Annotated in this window: 10 protein-coding genes and 1 pseudogene; 9 read left to right on the top strand and 2 right to left on the bottom strand. The window is 71.9% G+C overall.

Translation table 11 applies throughout. The features are described 5' to 3' along the window. Window positions 1-296, top strand: a pseudogene (locus tag AB0C75_RS34670) (DNA recombination/repair protein RecA); the annotation flags it as partial. A 294-nt stretch (window positions 297-590) separates the two neighbouring features. Then, the gene (locus AB0C75_RS34665; RefSeq protein ID WP_362896314.1) at window positions 591-8,984 is read left to right on the top strand and encodes a type I polyketide synthase; all 8,394 of its coding nucleotides are present in this window, start codon (window positions 591-593) and stop codon (window positions 8,982-8,984) included. Window positions 8,985-9,133: 149 nt separating this feature from the next. On the opposite strand, the gene AB0C75_RS34660 is transcribed toward AB0C75_RS34665, so the two are convergent. Next, window positions 9,134-9,559 carry a YjbQ family protein gene (locus AB0C75_RS34660; RefSeq protein ID WP_362896312.1) on the bottom strand — a complete coding sequence of 142 codons (426 nt, stop codon included), beginning with the start codon at window positions 9,557-9,559 and terminating at the stop codon, window positions 9,134-9,136. A gap of 73 nt (window positions 9,560-9,632) precedes the next feature. On the opposite strand from AB0C75_RS34660, the gene AB0C75_RS34655 reads away from it, so the two are divergent. Beyond that, entirely contained in the window at window positions 9,633-10,790 is a 1,158-nt protein-coding gene (locus AB0C75_RS34655; RefSeq protein WP_362896310.1) for an NAD(P)-binding domain-containing protein, read from the top strand. Window positions 10,791-11,040: 250 nt separating this feature from the next. Here AB0C75_RS34655 and AB0C75_RS34650 read toward each other — a convergent pair whose 3' ends face one another. After that, window positions 11,041-12,849 (bottom strand): ABC transporter ATP-binding protein, encoded by a 1,809-nt coding sequence (locus AB0C75_RS34650; RefSeq protein ID WP_362896308.1) that lies wholly within the window; start codon window positions 12,847-12,849, stop codon window positions 11,041-11,043. Window positions 12,850-13,033: 184 nt separating this feature from the next. Here AB0C75_RS34650 and AB0C75_RS34645 point away from each other — a divergent pair, with 184 nt between their 5' ends. From AB0C75_RS34645 to AB0C75_RS34620, 6 genes are all read left to right on the top strand, one after another. Then, complete coding sequence (locus AB0C75_RS34645; protein ID WP_362896306.1) at window positions 13,034-13,480, top strand: MarR family transcriptional regulator; 447 nt, start codon at window positions 13,034-13,036, stop codon at window positions 13,478-13,480. 255 nt (window positions 13,481-13,735) lie between these two features. Beyond that, window positions 13,736-15,196 carry a Gfo/Idh/MocA family oxidoreductase gene (locus tag AB0C75_RS34640; RefSeq protein WP_362896304.1) on the top strand — a complete coding sequence of 487 codons (1,461 nt, stop codon included), beginning with the start codon at window positions 13,736-13,738 and terminating at the stop codon, window positions 15,194-15,196. Window positions 15,197-15,487: 291 nt separating this feature from the next. Further along, window positions 15,488-17,335: an ABC transporter ATP-binding protein gene (locus tag AB0C75_RS34635; RefSeq protein ID WP_362896302.1), complete on the top strand. Its 1,848-nt coding sequence runs from the start codon at window positions 15,488-15,490 to the stop codon at window positions 17,333-17,335. Further along, window positions 17,332-19,113, top strand: coding sequence for an ABC transporter ATP-binding protein (locus AB0C75_RS34630; RefSeq protein ID WP_362896301.1), 1,782 nt, complete (start codon window positions 17,332-17,334; stop codon window positions 19,111-19,113). The genes AB0C75_RS34635 and AB0C75_RS34630 overlap by 4 nt, the downstream gene beginning before the upstream one ends. A gap of 35 nt (window positions 19,114-19,148) precedes the next feature. Then, a complete protein-coding gene (locus AB0C75_RS34625) occupies window positions 19,149-20,933 on the top strand; it encodes an ABC transporter ATP-binding protein (RefSeq protein WP_362896299.1) in 1,785 nt (594 codons plus the stop codon). Further along, entirely contained in the window at window positions 20,930-22,705 is a 1,776-nt protein-coding gene (locus AB0C75_RS34620; RefSeq protein ID WP_362896298.1) for an ABC transporter ATP-binding protein, read from the top strand. The genes AB0C75_RS34625 and AB0C75_RS34620 overlap by 4 nt, the downstream gene beginning before the upstream one ends. The last annotated feature ends 150 nt before the right edge of the window (window positions 22,706-22,855 follow it).

The following is a 22,855-nucleotide window of genomic DNA, read 5'->3' as shown; positions in this document are numbered from 1 at the left end:
ACATCCTCTACGGCCAGGGCATCAGCCGTGAGGGCGGTCTGATCGACATGGGCGTGGAGCACGGCTTCGTCCGCAAGGCCGGCGCCTGGTACACGCACGAGGGCGACCAGCTCGGCCAGGGCAAGGAGAACTCCCGCAACTTCCTCAAGGACAACCCCGACCTGGCCGACGCGATCGAGAAGAAGATCCTCGACAAGCTCGGCATCGGAGTGCCGGCGAAGGCCACGGTCGCCGAGGACACGGACACCGCCCCGACCCCCGATACCGCCCGAACCCCGGCGGGAAGCGTCACCTGACAGGCACGGGCGGCCCAGGGCGGCCCGCTCGCCGTCGCCGTTTCAGGTGCGAACAAGCACTACGGTCTCGCCCTCGACATCCCCGCCGTCCTGTCCCGCCCGGACCACGGCGATGTCGGCCCGTCGAACTCCGTGAGGACAAGGCGCATTTCTCCGCCGAACACCTCAACCGGCTGCACAAGCGTGGGCTCGTCGCGCGCATCGCGCGCATCGCGCAACCAGGTATCTCCCGGGCGCGGTTCGCCTATCCTGAAAACCGGCAACTCTCGCAATCCAGAGAAAGCGTCCATTCTGGTGACAGCGCACGTGACCGCCCTGCGTCCCCTGTCGGATCTGCTCCGCGAGCATGCCCGACGCCTCGGCACCAAGACCGCCTTCCAGGACGGCCGTTGCGGTGTGACCTACGGGGAACTGGAAGTGCGAACCGGCCGGCTCGCGGGGCATCTCGTCAACTTCGGCCTGCGGCACGGCGAGCGAGTGGCGATTCTTCTGGGCAGCCGGGTGGAGGCCGTCGAGAGCATGCTCGCGGTCGTCAGGGCGGGCGCGGTCGGGGTGCCGATGGATCCGCGGAGCACCAGCGCCGAGTTGGCGTACCTGCTGGACGACAGCGGGGCCCGGGTCGTCTTCACAGACCGGTCCACCCTGAGCCGGTTACTGCCGTTACTGCCGGAGCGCCCTCGGCTGAGCGTGGTGCTCGTCCAGGATGCCGGGACGCGAGACGGATCCCCGGCAGCGGTGGCAAGCGGCGGCCCGGCCGAGGAAGCAGGCATGTTCCGCTACGCGCCCCTGGTCACCACCGAGCCGCCCGTGCCGGCTCCGGACGATCTCGGGCTCGACGAGGTGGCCTGGCTCCTCTACACCTCCGGGTCGACCGGCCGGCCCAAGGGCGTGCTGTCCACCCAGCGCAGCCGGCTGTCTTCGGTGGCGTCCGGCTTCGTCACCGTTCTCGGTCTGACGGCTGACGACCGCCTGCTCTGGCCCCTCCCCCTTCACCACGCCATCGGGCAGCTTCTGTGCGTCCTCGGGGTGACCGCCACCGGAGCATCCGCCGTGCTCCTGCCGCGGTTCTCCGTGACGGACGTGCTGGGTGAACTGCGACGGACCGACGCGCCGTTCACGCTGCTGGCCGGTGTCCCGGCGACGTACGCCAAGCTCCTCGACGCCGTGGGTGACGGCGGGCTGGGGGCACCGGCGCTGCGTGGCTGCGTCAGCGGGGGCGCGGCCGCGACTCCCGCTTTCCAGCGGGAGTTCGAGGAGGTCTGCCGGGTACCGTTCCTCGAACACTACGGAAGCACCGAGGCGGGGCCCGTCACCATGACGTCGCCCGGTGCCGCCCGGGCGGCCGGCTCCTGCGGCCGAGTACTGCCGGGCATGCGGGCACGTATCGGCGACGGAGGCGGCGTCGAAGCCGCGGGCGAGGGCGAGTTGTGGGTCTCCGGGCCCGGTGTCATGGCCGGGTACCACCAACGGCCCGACGACACCGCCGAGGTCCTGCGCGACGGGTGGTACCGCACCGGCGACCTGGCCCGGATCGACGCCGCCGGTGACATCACCCTCACCGGCCGGGTCAGCGAGCTGATCATCCGGGCCGGGGAGAACATCCATCCCTCCGAGGTGGAGGCGGTACTGCTGGCGCTGCCGGGAATCCAGGATGCCGCCGTCGCCGGCCTTCCGGACGACGCGGTCGGTGAGATCGCGGCCGCCTACCTGGTCCCGGCGGACAGCGGAGTCCTGGACACGAGGGAGATCCTCGCCGCGTGCCGGGAACACCTCTCACCGTTCAAGGTGCCCGCCGCCCTCTACGAGGTGGACACGATCCCGCGTACCGCCTCGGGCAAGATCAGGCGGTACGCGCTCGAAGGCCTGTCCGCACGCCCTCTGCCGGTCGGAGCCCTCACGCCGACGGGTGCGGCGACGGGTGCGGCGAGGGGTGCGGCGACGGTGGACCTGGCGGCTCTGGTGCGGAGCGAGGTCGCCGCCGTGCTCGGCTGCGCCGTGGACGAGGTCGAGCAGGACACCGCGTTCCGTGACCTGGGGCTGGACTCGTTGACGTCGACGGTGCTGTGCAGCCGTCTGTCGGCGGCGACCGGTCTCCCGCTGTCCGAGGCGGCGCCCTTCGACTTCCCCACCACGGCCCTGCTCGCCGCGCATCTTCGGGCGCGTCCCAGCGGGGGAACGGCGACTGCCACGCCCGGCCCTCCGGAAGGGGCCGGCACGGACGAGGACCCCGTGGTCGTCGTCGCCATGGCGTGCCGCTTCCCCGGCGGTGTGAAGGACCCCGACGACCTGTGGCGGCTCGTCGAGGACGGCGTCGACGCCATCACCCCCTTCCCCACCGACCGGGGGTGGGACGTGGACGGGCTGTATGACCCGGACCCCGGGCGATCAGGCCGTACCTACGTACGTGAGGGAGGCTTCCTCTCCGGTGTCGACCGCTTCGACCCGGCCTTCTTCGGGATCTCGCCCCGTGAGGCACTGGCCATGGATCCGCAGCACCGGTTGCTGCTCGAAGTCGCCTGGGAGGCCTTCGAACACGCGGGGATCGATCCCAGCACGGTGCGCGGCACGCCCACCGGTGTGTACGCCGGACTCATGTACAGCGACTACGCCGGCCGTCTCGCCCACCCACCGGAACGGGTGGAGGGCTACCTCGGCATCGGCAACGCGGGCAGCGTGGCCTCCGGCCGTATCGCCTACACGCTGGGCCTGGAGGGGCCGGCGGTCACCGTGGACACGGCGTGCTCGTCGTCACTGGTGGCCCTGCACCTGGCGGCCCAGGCGTTACGCAGGGGCGAGTGCTCGCTGGCGCTCGCGGGAGGCGTCACCGTGATGACGGCGCCCCGTTCCTTCGTCGAGTTCAGCAGGCAGCGCGCGCTCGCCCCCGACGGCCGCTGCAAGGCGTTCGGGGCGGGGGCCGACGGCACAGGTTGGGCCGAGGGCGCGGGAATGCTGCTGATGACCCGGCTGTCGGAGGCCCGACGTGCCGGCTACCCGGTCCTGGCCGTGGTGCGCGGTTCCGCGGTGAACCAGGACGGTGCGAGCAACGGCCTGACCGCGCCGCACGGGCCGGCTCAGCGAAGGGTGATCCGTCAGGCTCTGGCCGACGCGCGACTGGCACCCGCGGAGATCGACGCGGTGGAGGCGCACGGCACGGGCACCCGGCTCGGCGACGTCATCGAGGCGGAGGCGTTCCTCGAGACCTTCGGGCAGGCCGGTTCACGGGAACACCCGCTGTGGCTGGGCTCGGTCAAGTCCAACATCGGGCACACACAGGCGGCGGCGGGTATGGCCGCCATGATGAAGATGATCCAGGCCATGGCACACGGCGTGCTGCCGCGTACTCTGCACGCCGAGGAGCCGAACCCCGGCGTCGACTGGTCCTCGGGCGCGGTGTCGCTGCTCACTCGTTCGGTGCCCTGGCCCCGGACCGGGCGGCCCCGGCGGGCGGGTGTGTCGTCCTTCGGGATCAGCGGGACCAACGCGCATGTGGTGATCGAGCAGGCGCCCGTGGAGCAGCCCGGGGCATCGGTCCGCCCGGAGAGCGAGGCCCCCGGGGCCCCGGTCCGCCCGGAGAGCGAGGCCATGACCGACCGGCCGACGGTGGCCCCGAGGACGACCGTGCCGTTCCCGGTATCGGCGAGGAGCGCACCGGCGCTGCGGGCGCAGGCCCGACGACTGCACGCCCATCTGAGCGAACGCCCCGGAGCGGACCTGCTGGACCTCGGTTTCTCCCTGGCCACGACCCGTGCCCGTTTCGAGTACCGCGCGGTACCGGTGGCCGGTGACCGCGAAGAACTGCTCGCCTCGCTCGACGCGGTGGCCGAAGGCCGCCACCGGCCGGGCCTGAGCTCGGGCGGCCCCCGGCCGGCGGGCCCGGTCGCCTTCATGTTCACCGGCCAGGGCAGCCAACGGGCCTGCATGGGCCGGGATCTGTACGAGACCCATCCCGCCTACGCGCGTTCCTTCGACGAGATCTGTGCGCTGCTGGACCCGCTTCTCCCGAAGCCACTACGGGACGTGGTGTTCGCCGCCGAGAGCACTGACGCCGCCGGGGACACCGGGGGCTCACGGACCGGCGGACTCCTGCACAGCACGCGGTTCACGCAGCCCGCGCTCTTCGCTCTGGAGGTCTCCCTGTTCCGGCTGCTGGAGTCCTGGGGCGTACGCCCGGACATGGTTGCAGGACACTCGGTCGGTGAACTGGCGGCGGCGCACGTCGCGGGGGTGCTGTCCCTCGCGGACGCCTGCACCTTGGTGGCGGCACGTGGCCGTCTGATGGACACGCTGCCCACCGGTGGGGCGATGGCCTCCGTACAGGCGGACGAAGGCGAGGTGACCGCGTACCTCGCGGCCGGGGCGGCCGGACCGGACGGTGAGCGGGGCGTCGACATCGCAGCCGTGAACGGCCGATCCGTGGTGCTGTCCGGGGACGAAAGCGCGGTGCTGGAGGCCGTCGCGCACTGGCGCGCACAGGGGCGCGGGACCACCCGTCTGCGGGTGAGCCACGCCTTCCACTCGGCGCACATGGAACCCGTACTCGAAGCCTTCGGCCGGGTCGCGCAGGCAGTCAGTTACTCCGCTCCGAGGATCCCCCTGGTCACCGCCGTGGCGGACAGACCCGCGACCGCCGAGGAGATCTGCTCGCCCCGGTACTGGACCGACCACGTACGCCGACCGGTCCGGTTCGCCGACTCGGTGCGATACCTGCGGGAGCAAGGGGCCACGCACTTCGTGGAACTCGGCCCGGACAGTGTGCTCGCGAGCCTGACGCGCGACGTCCTCTCCGGCTGCCGCCCGGCCGAGGCGGAGAGGGCGACGGCCCCGTCCGACGACGGCGGAGACGGTCCCGCGCCTCTGGTCGTCGCGACGCTGCGCGGCCCACGGCCGGAGGCCGACGCGCTGCTCACCACCGTGGCCGCCCTCCACGCCCACGGTGTGGAAGTGGACTGGCACGCGGTCTTCGCAGGGCGCGGCGCACGGCGCACGGCGCTGCCCACGTACGCGTTCCAGCGTGAGCGGTACTGGCTGGAGGCCGACCTGTCGGGTTCCGCGGCTGAGCCCGACGGCGCGTCCCACCCGTTCCTGCGATCGGCGACGACGACGGCTGACGACGACGGTCTGCTGCTGAGCGGCCGGCTGTCCCTGCGCGACCAGCCCTGGCTCGCCGGCCACGCGGTGCTGGACACGGTGCTTCTGCCGGCGACAGCCTTCGTCGACATGGCGATCCACGCCGGGGACCGGGCGGGAGCCTCCCTGCTGGAGGAACTGACGCTGACGGCACCGCTTGTACTGACCTTCGACGAGACGGTCGAGCTCCAGGTGAAGGTGGCGCGAGCGGACACGGACGGGCGCCGCGCCGTGGTGTTCCACGCGCGGACGCACACCGCCGGATACGGCGAAGGTGGCGACGGTCCTTGGACGCGCCACGCCTCCGGCGTCCTGAGCCCGGTGGACTTCGCCCCTTCGCCACCGCGGACTTCCGTGGACGCGCCGCCCCCGTGGCCTCCGGCGAGCGCCGTACCGCTTCCTCTCGGCACCGAGGCGGGCAGCAGTCTCTACGAGGATCTCGCGCACGGCGGACTCCGTTACGGAGCGGCCTTCCAGGGCCTGCGGGCAGCCTGGCGCCTGGGTGACGAACTGCTCGCCGAGGTCGAACTCCCGGAAGAGGAACACCCGAACGCCGCCCTGTTCATCCTGCATCCAGCTCTGCTGGACGCGGCGCTGCACGCCCTGACGCTGGATCACCGCCGCCCGGACACCGACACCGGCGGAGCCGGGGCGGTGCTGTCGCTCCCGTTCGCCTGGAGCGGTGTGCGGCTGCACGCGTCCGGCGCCCGCGCACTGCGCGTGCGGGTGTCCTGGGCAGAGGGGAGCACAGAGGGGAACACGGCCCGGCTGGAGCTGACCGACGAGGTAGGCGCTCCCGTGGCCACGGTGCGCTCGCTCGCCCTGCGGCCGCTGTCCCGCGAGCGGTTGGGCGGCGTACGCGCACCGCGTGACTGCCTGTTCCGCCTGGACTGGACACGTCTGCCGGATCCCGCCGCTCCGGCGCCGGCGGAGCCGCCTCGGTGCGGACTCCTGGGCGAGCCCGGCCCGCAGCTGAGCGACACGCTCCGGCAGTCGGGCCTCCGACCGGCGGTCTACGCGGATCCGGCCTCGGCGGCAGCCGACGCACCCGCCGTCGTGGTCGCCTGCCCTCCGCTCATCGGGGTGGACGGAGCGGACCTCGCGTCGGCCGCACACCGTGCGGCAAGCTGGGCGCTGAGGCTCGTCCAGGGCTGGCTCTCCGAGGAACGGCTTGCCAACTCCCGTCTCGTCATCCTTACTTCAGGGGCCATCACCATCGGAGCGGAGCAGGACGGAAACGTTCTCGACAACGGGACCGCTCTCATCCACGCGCCTGTCCGGGGGCTGCTGCGCTCGGCCCAGACCGAGAACCCGGGCCGCTTCTCGTTGATCGACGTCGACGACCATCCCGCGTCCGCGGTCGCCTTGGCCCGAGCCCTGACGAACTCCGAGCCGCAGACGGCCGTACGCCACGGTGCCACGTACGTACCGAGACTGGTCCGCGCACCCCACGCCGCAACGGCCGATGGTGCGTCGCGTCGGCTGGACCCGGACGGCACCGTCCTGGTGACCGGGGGGTTCGGCTCCTTGGGCATGGCGTTCGCCCGTCATCTCGTGGTCGCGCACGGGGCGCGTCACCTGCTGCTCGTGGGGCGGCGGGGAGCCGACGCACCCGGAGCCGCCGAACTGCTCGCGGAACTCACCGAGCGAGGCGCGGAGGTGACGGTGGCAGCCTGCGATGTCGCCGACCGGAGCGCGCTCGCCGCTCTGCTCGCGAGCGTGCCGGAGGCACACCCGTTGACGGGCGTGGTGCACACCGCCGGGGTACTGGACGACGGCGTCGTCCCGGCGCTCACCCAGGAACGGCTGGACCGCGTCCTGCGACCGAAGGTGGACGCGGGCCTCGCCCTGCACGAGTTGACCCGGGGCAGCGACCTGGCGGTGTTCGCCCTGTTCTCGTCGGTGGCCGGGGTGTTCGGATCCGGCGGCCAGGGCAACTACGCGGCGGCGAACTCGTTCCTGGACGCGCTGGCACAGCACCGCAGGGCGCTCAGGCTGCCCGGCACCTCTCTCGCCTGGGGGCCGTGGCAGCAGAGCGGCGGGATGACAGCCGGGCTCCGGGCAGCGGACCTGCGCCGGATGGCCCGTTCCGGTTTCGTCCCGCTGCGGACCGAGGAGGGCCTCGCGCTCTTCGACACCGCAGTCGCAGGACAGGACGCCGCTCTCGTGGTCGCCCGTCTCGACCGGTCGGCGACCGGGGCCTCTGGGGAACCTACGGCGCCGCTCTCCCGCGTACCGGGCCGGGAGCCCGTACGGAGGTCCTCCGCATCGCTCACGGGGCCCGGCACCGAAGGCCAGGACTCCCTGCGCCGGCAGTTGGCCGCCATGCCCGCCGGCGAACGCGGTGCTCTGCTCCTCTCGCGGGTCCGCGCGGAAGCCGCCCTGGCACTCGGCCACGGAGTCGGCGATTACACGGTCGAGGCGGACCGTGCGCTGGCGGAGTTGGGCCTCGACTCACTGGCCGCGGTCGAATTGCGCAATCAGCTCGCCTCGCTGACGGGGCTCGCCTTGCCGGCCACGCTCCTGTTCGACTACCCGACGCCGCGTAGGGTCGCCGCCCACCTGGAGGAACGCTGGTCCCAGGAGGCCCCCGAAGCACCCGGCCCCTCGGCCACCCCCGGCACCGCAGGTCCGGCAGCGGCCGGCGTGGCCCCGGGTGGTGCCTCGCCCCGGCGGCCGGGCAGTGCGGCGGGAAGGACCTCGGCCCCGGAGGGCACGGACCCCGACTCCTTGTCCGCGCTCTTCCGTACGGCGTGCGCCCGTGGCAAGGCGTGGGACGGGATGGCTCTCCTGACGATCGCAGCACGTTTCCGCGAGGTGTTCGATGCCACCGAGGCCCCCGGCTCAGCACCCTCGGCCGTCACCCTCGCGACAGGGGGCTCCGAGACACGTCTGATCTGTTTTCCCGCCCTCAGCACGCTGTCGGGGCCGCACGAGTACGCCCGCTTCGGGTCGGCCCTCCAGGGCAAACGCCCGGTCTCAGTGGTGCCGAACCCGGGGTTCCTGCCTCAGGAACGACTGCCCGCCACACTGGCCACCTTCGTGGCGGCGCAGGCTGCTGCCGTGCGCGCGTGCGCAGGCGACGAGCCGTTCGTCCTGCTGGGGCGCTCCGCCGGCGGATGGGTGGCGCACGCAGTCGCCGAGGAGCTCCAGAACACGGGCACGATTCCGTCCGCCATCGTCCTGATCGACACCTACCCCGGCGAGGACGGCGGTCCGGGCGGCAGTGGCGACAGTCCCGCACTCTCGGCGATGACCGCAGGCATGCTGGACAACGCCGCGCGGTTCGCCTCGGCCGAGACCCGCCGGCTCACCGCGATGGCGCACTACCTGGCGCTCCACGCCGGCTGGAAGCCGACGGCCGTGGCGGCCCCCACCCTGTTCGTCCGGGCCGGGGAGCGCCTGCCCGGCATCGAGGCGGCCGAGCCATGGAGCCTGCCGCACTCCGAGATCACCGTGCCCGGTGACCACTTCACCGTTCTGGAGGATCATTCCCGCACGGCCGCCCTCGCCATCCACGCCTGGCTCTCCGAGCACCGCTCGGCGGCCACGCCCGGGTGACCGTCCTCGGAATCCGTGTGTTCTGCGTGCGGATCAACTCCGGTCCACCGGACTGGCGCACCGACTACGGCCGACCAGGCAGAACAGAAGTCCGACCCCTCCGTCACCTCGAAAGACAGAGCCGAGGACCGACCGAACCCGTTCTCGCGCTACCCGGAGAAGCTCAGCCGCACCTGCCGGTCCGCATTGTCTACGTTCGTGTCCACCAGGCAGACGGACTGCCAGGTCCCCAGCTCCAGCCGCCCCCCGATCACCGGCAAGGTGGCATGTGGTGGCACCAGGGCCGGGAGTACGTGGTCGCGGCCGTGGCCCGGGGTGCCGTGGCGGTGGTGCCAGCGGTCGTCGGCGGGGAGCAGGGTCCCCAGGGCAGCGAGGAGGTCGTCGTCGCTGCCGGCTCCGGTCTCCAGGATCGCGATCCCGGCGGTGGCGTGGGGGACGAAGACGTTGAGCAGGCCGTCCCGCCCGTGGGCCGCGCGGGCGAGGAACTGCGCGCAGTCCTCGGTGAGGTCCCGGACCGTTTCGGTCCGTCCTGTGGTGACGTTCAGCAGGTGCGTGGTGAAGGTGTCGGAGGGCATGGGCCCATTCTCGCGCCGCTGAGACGGATTGCGCTCCGGGAAGATCCGGCGCGCCCCCAAGGTTAGTAGAAGCGTGAACTACTTTGGGGCGAGAGAGCTGGACGCGGTCGTCATCGGCGCCGGGCAGGCCGGGCTGTCCGCCGCCTATCACCTGCTGCGGGCCGACCACCGGCCGGACCAGGACTTCGTCGTGCTGGATCACGCTCCCCGGCCCGGGGGCGCCTGGCAGTTCCGGTGGCCCTCACTCACGTACGGCAAGGTGCACGGCATGCACTCCCTGCCCGGCATGGAGCTCACCGGCGCGGACGGCAGCCGGCCGTCGTCCGAGGTGATCAGCGGGTACTTCGACGCGTACGAGCGGCGTTTCGGCCTGCGCGTGCACCGGCCGGTCGAGGTCAGCGCCGTGCGCGAGGGTGAGGGCGGCCGTCTGCTCGTCGAGACCTCCGAGGGTACGTACGCCACGCGGGCGCTGATCAACGCCACCGGCACCTGGGACCGGCCGTTCTGGCCACGCTATCCGGGTCAGGAGACCTTCCGGGGGCGGCAGTTGCACACCGCCGGCTATCCGGGCCCTGCGGAGTTCGCCGGTCTGCGGGTGGTCGTCGTCGGCGGTGGCGCGTCGGGCACCCAGCATCTGATGGAGATCGCCGAGGTGGCGGCGGAGACGCACTGGGTGACACGGCGCCCACCGGTGTTCCGGGAGGGGCCGTTCGGCGAGGAGCAGGGGCGGGCCGCGGTGGCCATGGTGGAGGAGCGCGTGCGCCGCGGTCTCCCGCCGCAGAGCGTGGTGAGCGTGACCGGACTTCCGGTCAACGACGCCGTCCAGCATGCGCGTGAGCAGGGCGTCCTCGACCGGCTGCCCATGTTCGAGCGGATCACGCCGGACGGTGTGGCCTGGTCCGACGGCCGCACCGTGGAGGCCGATGTGATCCTCTGGGCGACCGGCTTCCGTGCCGCGGTCGATCATCTGTCGCCGCTGAAGCTCCGGGAGCCCGGCGGCGGCATCCGCGTGGAGAACACCCGGGCGGTGCGGGACTCGCGCGTCCATCTCGTCGGTTACGGCCCGTCCGCCAGCACGATCGGGGCCAACCGGGCGGGCCGGGCCGCGGTCCGTTCCGTCAGCCGGTTGTTGGGCACTCAGGAACACAGAACACACGAACACGGGATCGGATGTTCGCTCGAACGCGTGGTCGTTCCGGGATTGGTTGCTCAACCACCTCACGGCAGCTGATGATTACTGAGCGCACACAACGGGCTGCAGACCGCAACTGCGCATGTCCCACATTTGCACCACGCACAAGGAGAAACACCGAATGAACTTCCTGACCGACCTGCTTGCCGGCATCGTCCACTTCGTGGGTTGGCTCGTCTGACCGTCTCCGCACAACGGCGCCGCTGCTCCCCGTCCCACGGGAGCGGCGGCGCTGCCGTGTGTCCGTGACGGCGAAAAACCGCGGCCGGGACACCGGCCCGCCCCCGCCTCAGACCGCCGCGGGGGCCGCATGGCCCCTGTCCCGGCGGATCAGCGCGGCATAGCGTCCGTCCTGCGCGAGCAGCTCCTCGTGCGTGCCGCGCTCGGCCGTACGGCCTTCGTCCAGGACGACGATCTGGTCCGCCTCCCGGATGGTGGAGAGCCGGTGCGCGATCGTGAGTGTGGTGCGGCCCTTCGAGAGGGCGTCGACAGCTTGTTGCACGGCGTGTTCCGTACGGGTGTCGAGGGCGCTGGTCGCTTCGTCGAGGATCAGCACGGGCGGATCCCTGAGGATCGTGCGCGCGATGGCCAGCCGCTGCTTCTCGCCGCCCGAGAACCGGTACCCGCGTTCGCCGACGAGGGTGTCGTAGCCGTCGGGCAGCCCGGCGATGTGGTCGTGGATCTGGGCCGTGCGGGCCGCGGCCTCGATCTCCTCGTCCGTGGCGTCCGGTTTGGCGAAGCGGAGGTTCTCGGCGACCGAGGCATGGAAGAGGTACGTCTCCTGGGAGACGACGCCGACGGCTCGGGCGAGGGTGTCGAAGTCCAGGTCGCGCACATCGACGCCGTCGATCAGGACCCGGCCCCCGGTGACGTCGTACAGCCGCGGCACCAGATAGCTGAGCGTGGACTTGCCCGATCCGGTGGGGCCGACGACGGCCAGGCTGCTTCCTGCGGGCACGGTCACATCGATGCCGCTCAGGGTCGGGCCGCTCTTCTCGTCGTAGCTGAAGGTGACGTCCTTGAAGGCGATCTCGCCGCGGATCTCCTCCAGCCTGACGGGCTTCTCGGGCTCGGCGATGTCCACCTCGAGATCGAGATACTCGAAGATGCGCGCGAACAGGGCGAGTGACGTCTGCATCTGCACACCGGTGGAGAGCAGGCTCACGGCGGGCCGGAGAAGGCCCTGCTGGAGCGAGACGAAGGCGACCAGGGTGCCGATGGAGACGGGCGTGACACCCGACTGGAGCGTGAGGCCGGCCGCCCAGTAGATGACGGCGGGCATGGCGGCCATCACGATGCCGATGGTCGACATCCTCCAGCGCCCCGCCATGCTGGAACGCACTTCGAGATCGACCAGGCGCTCCGACTCCTCGGAGAACGCCTGCGTGAGGGAGTCCGAGCGGCCCATGGTCCGGCCGAGCAGGATGCCGCTGACGGACAGCGACTCGGTGACCGTGGCGGCCATCGCGGCCATCTGCCTCTGGCGCTGGGTGGTGATCCTCTTGCGCTCGCGGCCCACGCGACGGCTGATCCAGACGAAGACGGGCAGCAGGAGCAGCGAGACGACGGTGAGCCGCCAGTCCAGCGCGAGCATGGCGACGACGGTGGCGACCACGGCGGTGAAGTTGGAGACGAGGGAGGTCGCGGTGGAGGTGACCGTGGCCTGCATTCCGCCGATGTCGTTGGCGATGCGGGACTGGACCTCGCCCGTGCGGGTCCGGGTGAAGAAGGCGAGCGGCATCCGCTGCAGCTGGGTGTAGACGGCGGTACGCAGGTCGTGCATGACGCGCTGGCCGACCGTCGTGGAGATCAGGGTCTGCAGGACGCCGAAGACGCTGTTCATCACGGCGGTGAGGATCATGCCGAGCGCGAGGAGCGTCAGCAGACCCGTGCGCCCCTGAGGGATCGCGGTGTCCAGGACCTCGCGGAGCAGGAAGGGGGAGGCGACCGACACCAGGGATGAGGCGCCGACCAGCAGTCCGACCACGGCGAGTCTGCCTCGGTAGGGATGGAAGAGCCGGAAGATGCGGCGCAGCTCGGCGGGTGGCTGCCCGGGTTCCTCGGCGGGAGGTGTCCAGGTGGGTTCGTCGGGTTTCATGGGCTCCTTCGAGAGCGTGCGGCGGGTTGCGACGGGTGGGGTGCCCGTGCGGCCGGCAGCCGACGCGGAGGTCCGGGGCGAGGAGACGGAGGTCCGGGAAGAGCTGACAGATGAGCGGGCTTTTGAGAGCGTAGCTCATTGTTACCTCTATACACAATGAACAGGGTCCTGATATTGTTCGCTCATGGAATCCCCCGACTCCGACGGCCTGCTCGCCGAGCAGCTGCTGCGGCTCACCCGCCGTCTCCAGCGCATCCAGAGCCGTCAGCTGGAGCCGATAGGCATCACGCCTGCCCAGTTCCGCCTGCTGCGCACGACCGCGCACTACGAGGGTCCGCCGCGGATGGCCGATCTCGCCGAGCGCCTGGACGTCGTCCCCCGGGCGGTGACCACCCTGGTCGACGGCCTGGAGGCGAGTGGCCGGGTGCGGCGCGCCCCGGATCCGGCCAATCGCCGGGTGGTGCGTATCGAGATCACCGAGGAGGGCCGGGCCGTGCTCCGTTCGATGCGCGACGGGCGCAAGGCCGCCGCGGAGGAGATCCTGGCCCCATTGACCGCCGAACAGCGTGAGGTGCTCGGCGGGCTGCTCACCGCCCTGGTCGACGGAATGCCGGAGCGCCGCCGCTGTTGAGGCACCCGACCGGCGCTCTGACCCGAGGCCGACGCCCGCACCGTCCGCGGACCTTCCATCGCTCGGCGGTCGGAAGCCCGTGACCGGGAGCGCGGTCCAGAAGTCCATGGTTTAGACGCAGGAGTCCAACCGCTTCCCTTGCGTCGGAACAGCCCCACCGTCCAAGGTCCTCACCAAGGTTCAGGGATCCGCCATGTTCACGCGGGTCCCTGAGGCTCGTATGCGCACCGTCGAATCCCCCTCTCTGGAGGCCCGATGAATGACGACGCACCACAGGACCAGACCGCCCAGGGGCAGGACCCTCGGACCACGGACGACGGCTCGCCGAGCCGTCGTTCCGTTCTTCGCACCACAGCCGGCGCGGTGGGAGTCGCCGGCACCGGGCTCGGACTCGGAGCATTCGGCGCCGGCCCGGCATCGGCCGCACAGGACGCCCCGGCCGGCAGCCCTCTGTCCGTACCGCCCCGCAAGGGCGCCACCATGGCCGGGGTCCCCTTCGACCGGCGCTCGACGGTGCGCGTCGGCATCGTGGGCCTCGGTAACCGCGGCGGCAGCATGATCGACCTCTTCCTCGCCGTCGAGGGGGTGCGGGTCGTCGCCCTCTGCGACCCGGTGAAGGAGAAGACCGAGCAGGCCGCCGCGAAGGTGACGGCCGCAGGCCAGCCGGCACCCGCCGTGTACACCAACGGGGAGGACGACTACGAGAATCTCTGCGCGCGCGGAGACATCGACTTCGTCTACGTGGCGACGCCCTGGGACTTCCACTTCGAGATGGCGAAGACGGCCATGCTCAACGGGAAGCACGTCGGTGTCGAGTGCCCGATCGCTCTGCGACTGGACCAGCTCTGGGAGCTGGTCGACCTCTCCGAGCGGACCAGGCGCCACTGCATGCAGCTGGAGAACTGCTGTTACGGGCAGAACGAGATGCGGGTGCTGCGGATGGCGCACGCCGGTCTCTTCGGCGATCTGCTGCACGGGGCGGGCGCGTACAACCACGATCTGCGCGGCCTGATGTTCGACCCGGACTACTACGAGGGCCCCTGGCGACGCCTGTGGCACACACGGATGCGCGGGGACCTCTACCCCAACCACGGCTTCGGGCCGGTCGCCGGCTACATGGACGTCAACCGCGGTGATCGCGCCGTCAGCATCACGAGTGTCGGCTCTCCCTCGCTCGGGCTCGCCGCCTATCGCAAGGAGCACATGCCGGCCGGCGACCCGAGCTGGAAGGAGACCTACATCGAGAGCGACCGGACGATCAGTCTCGTCCAGACCGCCAAGGGCCGGGTGATCCGCCTGGAGCACGACGTCTCCACGCCCCATCCCTACTCGCGCATCAACAGCCTAGGCGGTACCAAAGGGGTGTTCGAGGACTACCCCGAACGGATCTACCTGGAACCGGACCACTCGAACGACGAGTGGGGCGACTTCGGCGCGTACGCCGACTGGGACCACTGGCTGTGGAAGGAACACGCCGACCCGCCCGGCGGCCACGGCGGGATGGACTACATGCTGGTGTTCCGGCTGATGCAGTGCATACGGCTCGGGCTCGTCCCGGACTTCGACGTGTACGACGCCGCCACCTGGACAGCGCCCGTGCCGCTGAGCCATCTGTCGATCAAGGCCAAGGGTGCACCGCAGGAGATCCCCGACTTCACCCGGGGCGAGTGGAAGAAGGCCCGCGCGGGCATGGACTCCGAGAAGCCCGAGGAGTAGTCGGCCGGGTCCCCGTCACCCCGGCCGGTGGCGGGGCTCCTCCCCCACGGAGAACGCGAGCGGCCGTCACGGCCGAATAACCGGTTGCCGCGAACGGGGCCAGGAAGCGAACCTTGCACGGTTTGGTCCCCCCGCTGTTCCCCAGTTTCGCCCGTTCCACCTGCTCCGCCTGTTCCGCCTGCTCCACCTGCTCCGCCTGCTCCGCCTGTTCCGCCTGCTCCACCTGCTCCGCCTGCTCCGCCTGTTCCACGAGGTCCGTCATGGATCTCCGCTTCCGATCCTTGGGACGTCATGCAGATTCGCGATCTTCCGTATTCGGATCCCGGCGATCCCGATGTGCGGTCCGGCCCCCGTTTTCTGTTCTGGCTCGGGCGGCAACAGCTCACCGGCCAGCTCAAGTCCCTGTGCTGGGGGCTGCTTCACCACTGTGCCATCGCGGGCCTCCCGCTCGCCGTGGGTCTGGCGGTGCAGGCCGTCATCGACCGTTCCGGCCGGGGCCTCACGGTGGCCGGTGTCCTGCTCGTCGCTCTCGGCGTCCTCATCGCCCTGGGCGACACCATGCTCCACCGCACGGCCGTCACCAACTGGATCACCGCGGCGGCCCGGGTACAGCAACTCCTGGCGCGCAGGACGGCCGAGCTGGGCTCCGCGCTGACCCGGAGGGTCGCGGCCGGTGAGGTGGTCGCCGTGTCGACGGGCGATGTCGAGAAGATCGGATGGTTCGTCGAGGCCCTGTCACGCTTCTTGGCCGCCGCGACCGCACTCGTGCTGATCTGCGTCGGTCTGGTCCTCTATCTGCCCTCGCTCGGGGTGCTGGTCGCCATCGCCACCCCCGTCCTGGCACTGACCGTCCTGCCGCTGCTCCCCCGGGCCACCCGCCGCGCCGATCTGCAACGCGAGAAGGCGGGCCGGGCCACGGAGCTGGCCTCCGACACGGTCGCCGGGCTGCGGGTGCTGCGCGGCATCGGCGGCGAGGAGCTGTTCCTCGGGCGTTACCGGCGTGCGTCCCAGGAGGTCAGGAAGGCCGCCGTGCACAGTGCGCGGATGTGGGCGCTGATCTCGGCGATCCAGGTGTTCCTGCCGGGAGTTCTGCTGATCTCGCTGGTCTGGTACGGCGCGACGCTGGCCCGCGACGGCCGGATCGACGTCGGCCAGCTGGTCACCGTGTACAGCGCGGCGACCCTGATGCTCTTCCCTCTGCGCAACGTGGAGGAGATCGCGATGGCGTACTCCTTCTCACGGCCGTCCGCGCAGCGCGCGGTCCGCGTGCTGTCCCTGCGCCGCAGCACCCGACCGCCGACGGCGGACGCCACCGCCGCGCCCCGGGGCGATCTGTACGACCCGGCGACCGGGCTGATGGCTCCGCGGGGCCTGTTCACCGCCGTGGTCTGCGGTGACCCCGACGAGGCGGGACGGCTGGCGGAGCGGCTCGGCGGCCACGCGGAGCCGGCGCAGGACGCTGCCACAGCCTCGGCACCCTCGGTGCTGCTCGGCGGAGTCCCGTTGGACGAGCTGCCGCTCGACGCGGCGCGGGCCGCTGTGCTGGTGCAGGACAAGGATCCGGTGCTGCTGTCCGGGACGCTTCGGGAGCTGCTGGACGTGCCGTCCTCGGGAAGCGTGACGGCAGAGGAGGCGCTCTCGGCAGCCCGGTGCGGTGATGTGCTGGACGCGCTGGCGCAGGCGTCCGTCGACGCGGACGGCGACCCGATGAACACCCGGATCACCGAGCGCGGCCGGTCCCTGTCGGGCGGTCAGCGGCAGCGGCTTGCGCTGGCCCGTTCGCTGGTCACCGACCCGGAGGCGCTCGTGCTCGACGAGCCGACGTCCGCCGTGGACTCGCACACGGAGGCCGGCGTCGCCGCAGGGATCGAGGAGCTGCGCCGGGGCCGTACGACGGTGGCGTTCGCCTCGTCGCCGCTGTTGCTCGACCTCGCCGACCGCGTGGTGCTGCTGCACGGCGGCACGGTCGTGGCGGCGGGCACTCACCGCGAACTGCTGCGGGACGAGCCTCGCTACCGGGCTGTCGTGACCCGGGAGACGGAGGCCGGGGCCGATGAGCGGGGCGGGATGCCCGCGATCGACGAACCGCACGAGGCCCACGCGGCCCGGACGGTCGAGGAATTCGAGGAGAGAGCATGATCGGCCTGGCCCCGCCGGAGTACGACCCGGCCGCACCGCGGTCGGCGACGACCCTCCCGGTCGGTACACCCACGACCGTAAGGACCTACGTACGCGCCCTGCTGCGGCGCCACCGCAGGCCGTTCGCGGTCCTGATCGCGGCCAACGCGGTCGCGGTGATCGCGTCGATCACCGGTCCTTACCTCCTCGGCGGACTCGTCGAGGACCTCTCGAACGGGGTCACCGACCTCCATCTGGAGCGCACCGCCGCCGTGTTCGCCCTGGCGCTGGTCGTGCAGACCGTGTTCACGCGCGCGATGCGGCTGCGCGGTGCGGTCCTCGGTGAGGAGATGCTCGCCGATCTGCGCGAGGACTTCCTCGTACGTTCGGTGGCGCTGCCGCCCGGCGTACTGGAGCGGGCCGGTACCGGTGATCTGCTGTCCAGGATCACGACGGACATCGACCGGCTGGCCAACGCGATGCGGGAGGCCGTGCCCCAACTCGCGATCGGCGTGGTGTGGGCGGGGCTGCTGCTCGGCGCGCTGACCGTCACCGCCCCGCCGCTGGCGGTCGCCGTGGTGGTCGCGCTTCCGGTGCTGGTCGTCGGCTGCCGCTGGTACTTCCGGCGCGCGCCGTCCGCGTACCGCTCGGAGGCGGCAGGTTACGCGGCGGTCGCGGCCGTGCTCGCCGAGACCGTGGACGCCGGGCGGACCGTCGAGTCCCACCGGCTGGGGGCCCGGAGGATCGCGCTGTCGGACCGGCGGGTCAAGGAGTGGACGGCCTGGGAGCGATACACCCTGTTCCTGCGCTCGGTGCTCTTCCCCGTCATCAACACCACGTACGTGACGATTCTCGGCGCGGTGCTGATGCTCGGCGGCTGGTTCGTGATCGAGGGCTGGCTCACCGTGGGGCAGCTGACGACGGGTGCGCTGCTGGCACAGATGATGGTGGACCCGATCGGTCTGATCCTGCGCTGGTACGACGAGTTGCAGGTCGCCCAGGTGTCGCTGGCCAGGCTCGTCGGCGTACGGGAGATCGAACCCGACGCGGGCGACGGTCTCATCGGTCCTGACGGCCGGGAGGTGCGGGCCGACGAGGTGAGCTTCGGCTATCGCGCGGGCGTCGACGTCCTGCACGAGGTGTCGCTCGACGTCGCCCCCGGCACCCGGCTCGCGCTGGTCGGGCCTTCGGGGGCGGGCAAGTCCACGCTGGGGAGGCTGTTGGCGGGGATCTACGCGCCCCGGGAGGGTTCGGTCTCGCTGGGCGGCGCCGAGCTCTCCCAGATGACGGCGGAGCGGGTACGGACCCAGGTGGCTCTCGTCAATCAGGAGCACCACGTGTTCGTGGGCTCGCTCCGGGACAACCTCCTGCTGGCCCGTACGGACGCCGAGGACGCGGAGCTGTGGGCCTCGCTCGCCGCGGTGGACGCGGGCGGCTGGGCGAAGGCTCTCGACGAGGGGCTCGACACGGAGGTCGGCTCGGGCGGTCAGTCCCTCACCCCGGCCCAGGCACAGCAGATCGCCCTGGCCCGCCTCGTCCTGGCGGATCCGCACACGCTGGTGCTCGACGAGGCGACGTCGCTGCTCGACCCCCGGGCGGCGCGGCATCTGGAGCGGTCGCTGGCGCGGGTGCTGGACGGCCGTACGGTGATCGCCATCGCCCACCGGCTGCACACGGCCCACGACGCGGACGTGATCGCGGTCGTGGAGCACGGTCGGATCACCGAACTGGGCAGCCACGAAACGCTGGTGGCGGCGGACGGCGCATACGCTTCCCTGTGGCGCTCCTGGCACGGCTGAGCTCGCGGGATACCGGTCGGTCTAGAGTTCGGTGTATGACGCAGCCGAGCGTGGACCCAGGGACCCCGGACAGTCGTGGCCCCCTGCGGTATCTCTGGTGGCTCGTCACCAGTCAGCGCCGCCGCATCGCCGGCGGAGCGCTGCTCGGCAGCGCCTGGATGGTCTGTCTGACGCTGCCGCCGTACCTGCTCTCGCGCGCCATCGACGACGGTCTTGAGCCGGGGCGGGGAGGCGTACTGGCCGGCTGGGTGGCGGCGTTGCTGGGTGTGGGGGTGCTGAACGCGTGGCTGGCCATCATGCGCCACCGCACGATGACCAGGGTGCGCCTGGACGCCGCGTTCCGCTCCGTGCAGGTCGTGGTCAGGCACGCGACGCGGCTGGGCGGTGCCCTGCCGCGCCGGGTCACGGCCGGCGAGGTCGTCACGATCGGCTTCGGTGACGTCGCCGTCATCGCGAACACGCTGACCATGACCGGTCCCGGGATCGGCGGAGTACTCGCCTACGCCGTCGTGGCCTGTCTGATGCTGACGGTGTCACCGCTGCTGGCCCTGGTGGTGCTGCTCGGTGTGCCGCTGCTCGCCGTGTTGGTCGGCCCCCTGCTCGGACGGCTCCAGGGCGCCGAGGCGACGTACCGGGAGCGGCAGGGTGGGCTCGCGGCCCGCTTCGGGGACATCGTCGGGGGCCTGCGCGTCCTCAACGGCATCGGTGGCAAGGACGCGTACGCCGAGCGCTACCGGAGCGGTTCGCAGGCGCTCCGCGCGGAGGGGTACCGCGTCGGGACGGTGACCAGCTGGATCCAGGCGCTCGGGGTCGGTCTTCCCACCCTGTTCCTCGGGGTGGTGACCTGGCTTGCGGCCCGCATGGCCGCTCAGGGGACCATCAGCGTCGGCGAGCTGGTCGCGGTCTACGGGTACGCGGCGGTGCTTGTGGTGCCGGTGGAGGCCTTCATCGAGGCGGGCTACGACCTCAGTCGCGGGCTCGTCGCCGCCCGAAGAGTCGTACGGTTCCTGGGCCTTGAGCCCGAGTCCCCATCCGCGTCCGACTCCGACGGGACGGGGACGGCCGTGGACGGGCCAGGGGCGCCGGCCACGCTGTGTGACCCGGAGTCCGGCGTCGAGGTGGCGCCGGGGCAGCTGACCGCCCTGGTCAGCGCCCGACCGTCGGAGTCCGCGGCGGTGGTCGACCGCATCGGCCGGTTCACCTGGTCGGCCGCCACCTGGGGCCGGATACGCCTCGACGCCATCGATCTGACGCAGATCCGCCGCCGTGTCCTCGTCGCGGACAACGAGGCCGATCTCTTCGCCGGCCCGCTCCGCGAGGTGATCAGCGGCGCCGGGGACCGGGACGAGGAGACCATCGCCCGAGGTGTCGAGGCGGCCAGGGCGCAGGACGTCGTCCGGGGCCTGCCGGACGGACTCGACTCACACATCGACGCGCAGGGCCGCAACCTCTCCGGAGGCCAGCGCCAGCGTATCCGCCTGGTCCGGGCCCTGCTCGCGGATCCCGAGGTGCTGCTGGCGGTCGAGCCCACCTCGGCGGTCGACGCGCACACCGAGGCGGCCGTCTCGGCCCGGCTGCGGGCCGCACGGGCGGGCCGCACCACGGTCGTCACGAGCACCTCACCGCTCCTGCTGGACCAGGCGGACACCGTGTACTACCTCGTCGACGGCTCCGTCGCCGCCGTCGGCAGCCACCGTGAGCTCCTGGACGGTCAGCGGGGCTACCGCCTCCTGGTGTCACGCGGCGGCGACGAGGAGGACGGCGACGGTGCGGGACCGGACGAGGGAACCGTTCCGCCGCTCCGGGAGGCCGTGCGATGACCGTCGACACCGGACCGGAAGCCCGGTCCCTGCCCATCGCACGCCCCTTCGAGGTACGCCGGGCGGCGCTGCGGCTGATCCGCGTGGACGGCCGCGCGTTCGCCGGCGTGATCGTCCTCAACGCACTGGCCGCAGCTGCCGGGCTCGTCGGCCCGTGGCTGCTCGGCCGCATCATCGACGAGGTCAGGGACGGGGCCGCAGTGTCGTCGGTGGACCGTCTCGCGCTCACCATCCTTGCCTTCGCGCTGGTGCAGCTCCTCCTGGTCCGTTACGCCGGCTACGTCGGGCACCGCTTCGGCGAGCGGACGCTGGCGCGCATCCGCGAGGAGTTCGCCGACCGGGCGCTCGCGCTGCCCGACGCGGTGGTCGAGCGGGCCGGGACGGGCGATCTGCTGACCCGGGGCACCACCGACGTCAACGCGGTCGGCGCCACCCTCAGGGATGCCGGTCCCGCAATCCTGATCGCCGCCACCCAGGCGCTGTTCATCCTCGGAGCGGTCTTCGCGCTCGATCCGCTGCTCGGCGCGTGCGGCGTGCTGGGCCTGCTCGGCATCTGGTTCGCTTCGCGCTGGTACCTGCGGCGGGCGCTCGACGCGTACCTGGCCGAGGGAGCCGCCAACTCCGCTCTCGCCGAGCAGCTCGCTGCCACCGCCGCCGGAGCCCGCACGGTCGAGGCACTCGGGCTGCAGCAGCGCCGTATCGCGGCGAGCCAGGAGGCGATCGAGACGTGCCGCAGGACCCGGATGCGGACGCTGTTCCTGCGCAGTGTGCTCTTTCCCGCCGTGGACGTCTCCTACGTCCTTCCGGTGGCCGGTGTCCTGCTGATCGGCGGGGTGCTGCACGCCCACGGCGCGATGAGCCTCGGCGCCGTGGTCGCCTCGGCCCTGTATCTGCGGCAGCTCTCCCAGCCCCTGGACACCGTCCTTCAGCAGATGGAACAGGTGCAGAACAGCAGCGCCTCCTTCGCCAGGGTCGAGGGCGTCGGCCTCGCGGCACCCGCCCCGTCGGCCTCGTCCCCGGCACCGGCCGACGACCGGATCGAGGTGGCCGGTGTGCGCTACGCCTACGACGACGGGGGCGACGTCCTGCACGGAGTCGATCTGACGGTCCGGCCGGGCGAGCGGCTGGTGATCGTCGGCCCGTCGGGCGCGGGCAAGACCACGCTGGGCCGGCTGCTGGCCGGCATGGACGCACCGCGGACCGGCTCGGTGACCGTGGGGCAGGTACCGGTCGCCGGTCTCGACGCCGACCAGCTGCGCCGGCACGTCGTCCTGGTGACCCAGGAGCACCACGTGTTCCAGGGCACGGTCCGGGACAACCTGCGGATCGCCTCCGCCGACGCGACCGACGCGGGGCTGCGCGCGGCGCTCGTCGCCGTCGGCGCCGGATGGGCCGGCGAGCTGCCGGACGGTCTGGACACCGACCTGGGCCCCGGGGGTTACCGGCCGGACGGTGCCGAGGCCCAGCAGCTAGCCCTGGCTCGTGTGGTGCTGGCCGATCCGCACACGCTGATTCTCGACGAGGCCACCGCGCTGCTGGACCCGAGGACCGCCCGGCACACGGAGCGGGCGCTTGCCGCCGTCCTGGAGGGCCGGACCGTGGTCGCCATCGCGCACCGGCTGCAGACGGCGCACGACGCCGACCGGGTGGCCGTGATGGAGGACGGCCGGGTCACGGAGCTCGGCACCCACGACGAGCTCGTGGCGGCCGACGGCGCCTACGCGGCGCTCTGGCGCTCCTGGCACGGTGAGCGGCCGCCCGCCTCCTCCTGAGCCGGCGCCGCTCGCCCTCCCGCTTTTCTGCCCGCCGCACAGGACCCGACGCACAAGAGGCGAACTCGCTCCCCTGCGGTGAGGATGAGGGAGTGACTGGCTCCGGATACGGGGCAGGCGAGCGATGACCGCGTAAACCCGAGAAGGGAC

It is taken from the genome of Streptomyces sp. NPDC048565 (assembly GCF_040650935.1).
In the GTDB taxonomy this organism is placed as follows: domain Bacteria; phylum Actinomycetota; class Actinomycetes; order Streptomycetales; family Streptomycetaceae; genus Streptomyces.
This window is presented reverse-complemented; position numbering and strand designations above follow the sequence as displayed.

Excerpts from the sequence above, each read along its gene's own strand:
- AB0C75_RS34660 (WP_362896312.1), bottom strand. The coding sequence starts at position 9,559 with ATGCCCTCCGACACCTTCACCACGCACCTGCTGAACGTCACCACAGGA.
- AB0C75_RS34650 (WP_362896308.1), bottom strand. The coding sequence starts at position 12,849 with ATGAAACCCGACGAACCCACCTGGACACCTCCCGCCGAGGAACCCGGG.
- AB0C75_RS34645 (WP_362896306.1), top strand. The coding sequence starts at position 13,034 with ATGGAATCCCCCGACTCCGACGGCCTGCTCGCCGAGCAGCTGCTGCGG.
- AB0C75_RS34640 (WP_362896304.1), top strand. The coding sequence starts at position 13,736 with ATGAATGACGACGCACCACAGGACCAGACCGCCCAGGGGCAGGACCCT.
- AB0C75_RS34635 (WP_362896302.1), top strand. The coding sequence starts at position 15,488 with ATGCAGATTCGCGATCTTCCGTATTCGGATCCCGGCGATCCCGATGTG.
- AB0C75_RS34630 (WP_362896301.1), top strand. The coding sequence starts at position 17,332 with ATGATCGGCCTGGCCCCGCCGGAGTACGACCCGGCCGCACCGCGGTCG.
- AB0C75_RS34625 (WP_362896299.1), top strand. The coding sequence starts at position 19,149 with ATGACGCAGCCGAGCGTGGACCCAGGGACCCCGGACAGTCGTGGCCCC.
- AB0C75_RS34620 (WP_362896298.1), top strand. The coding sequence starts at position 20,930 with ATGACCGTCGACACCGGACCGGAAGCCCGGTCCCTGCCCATCGCACGC.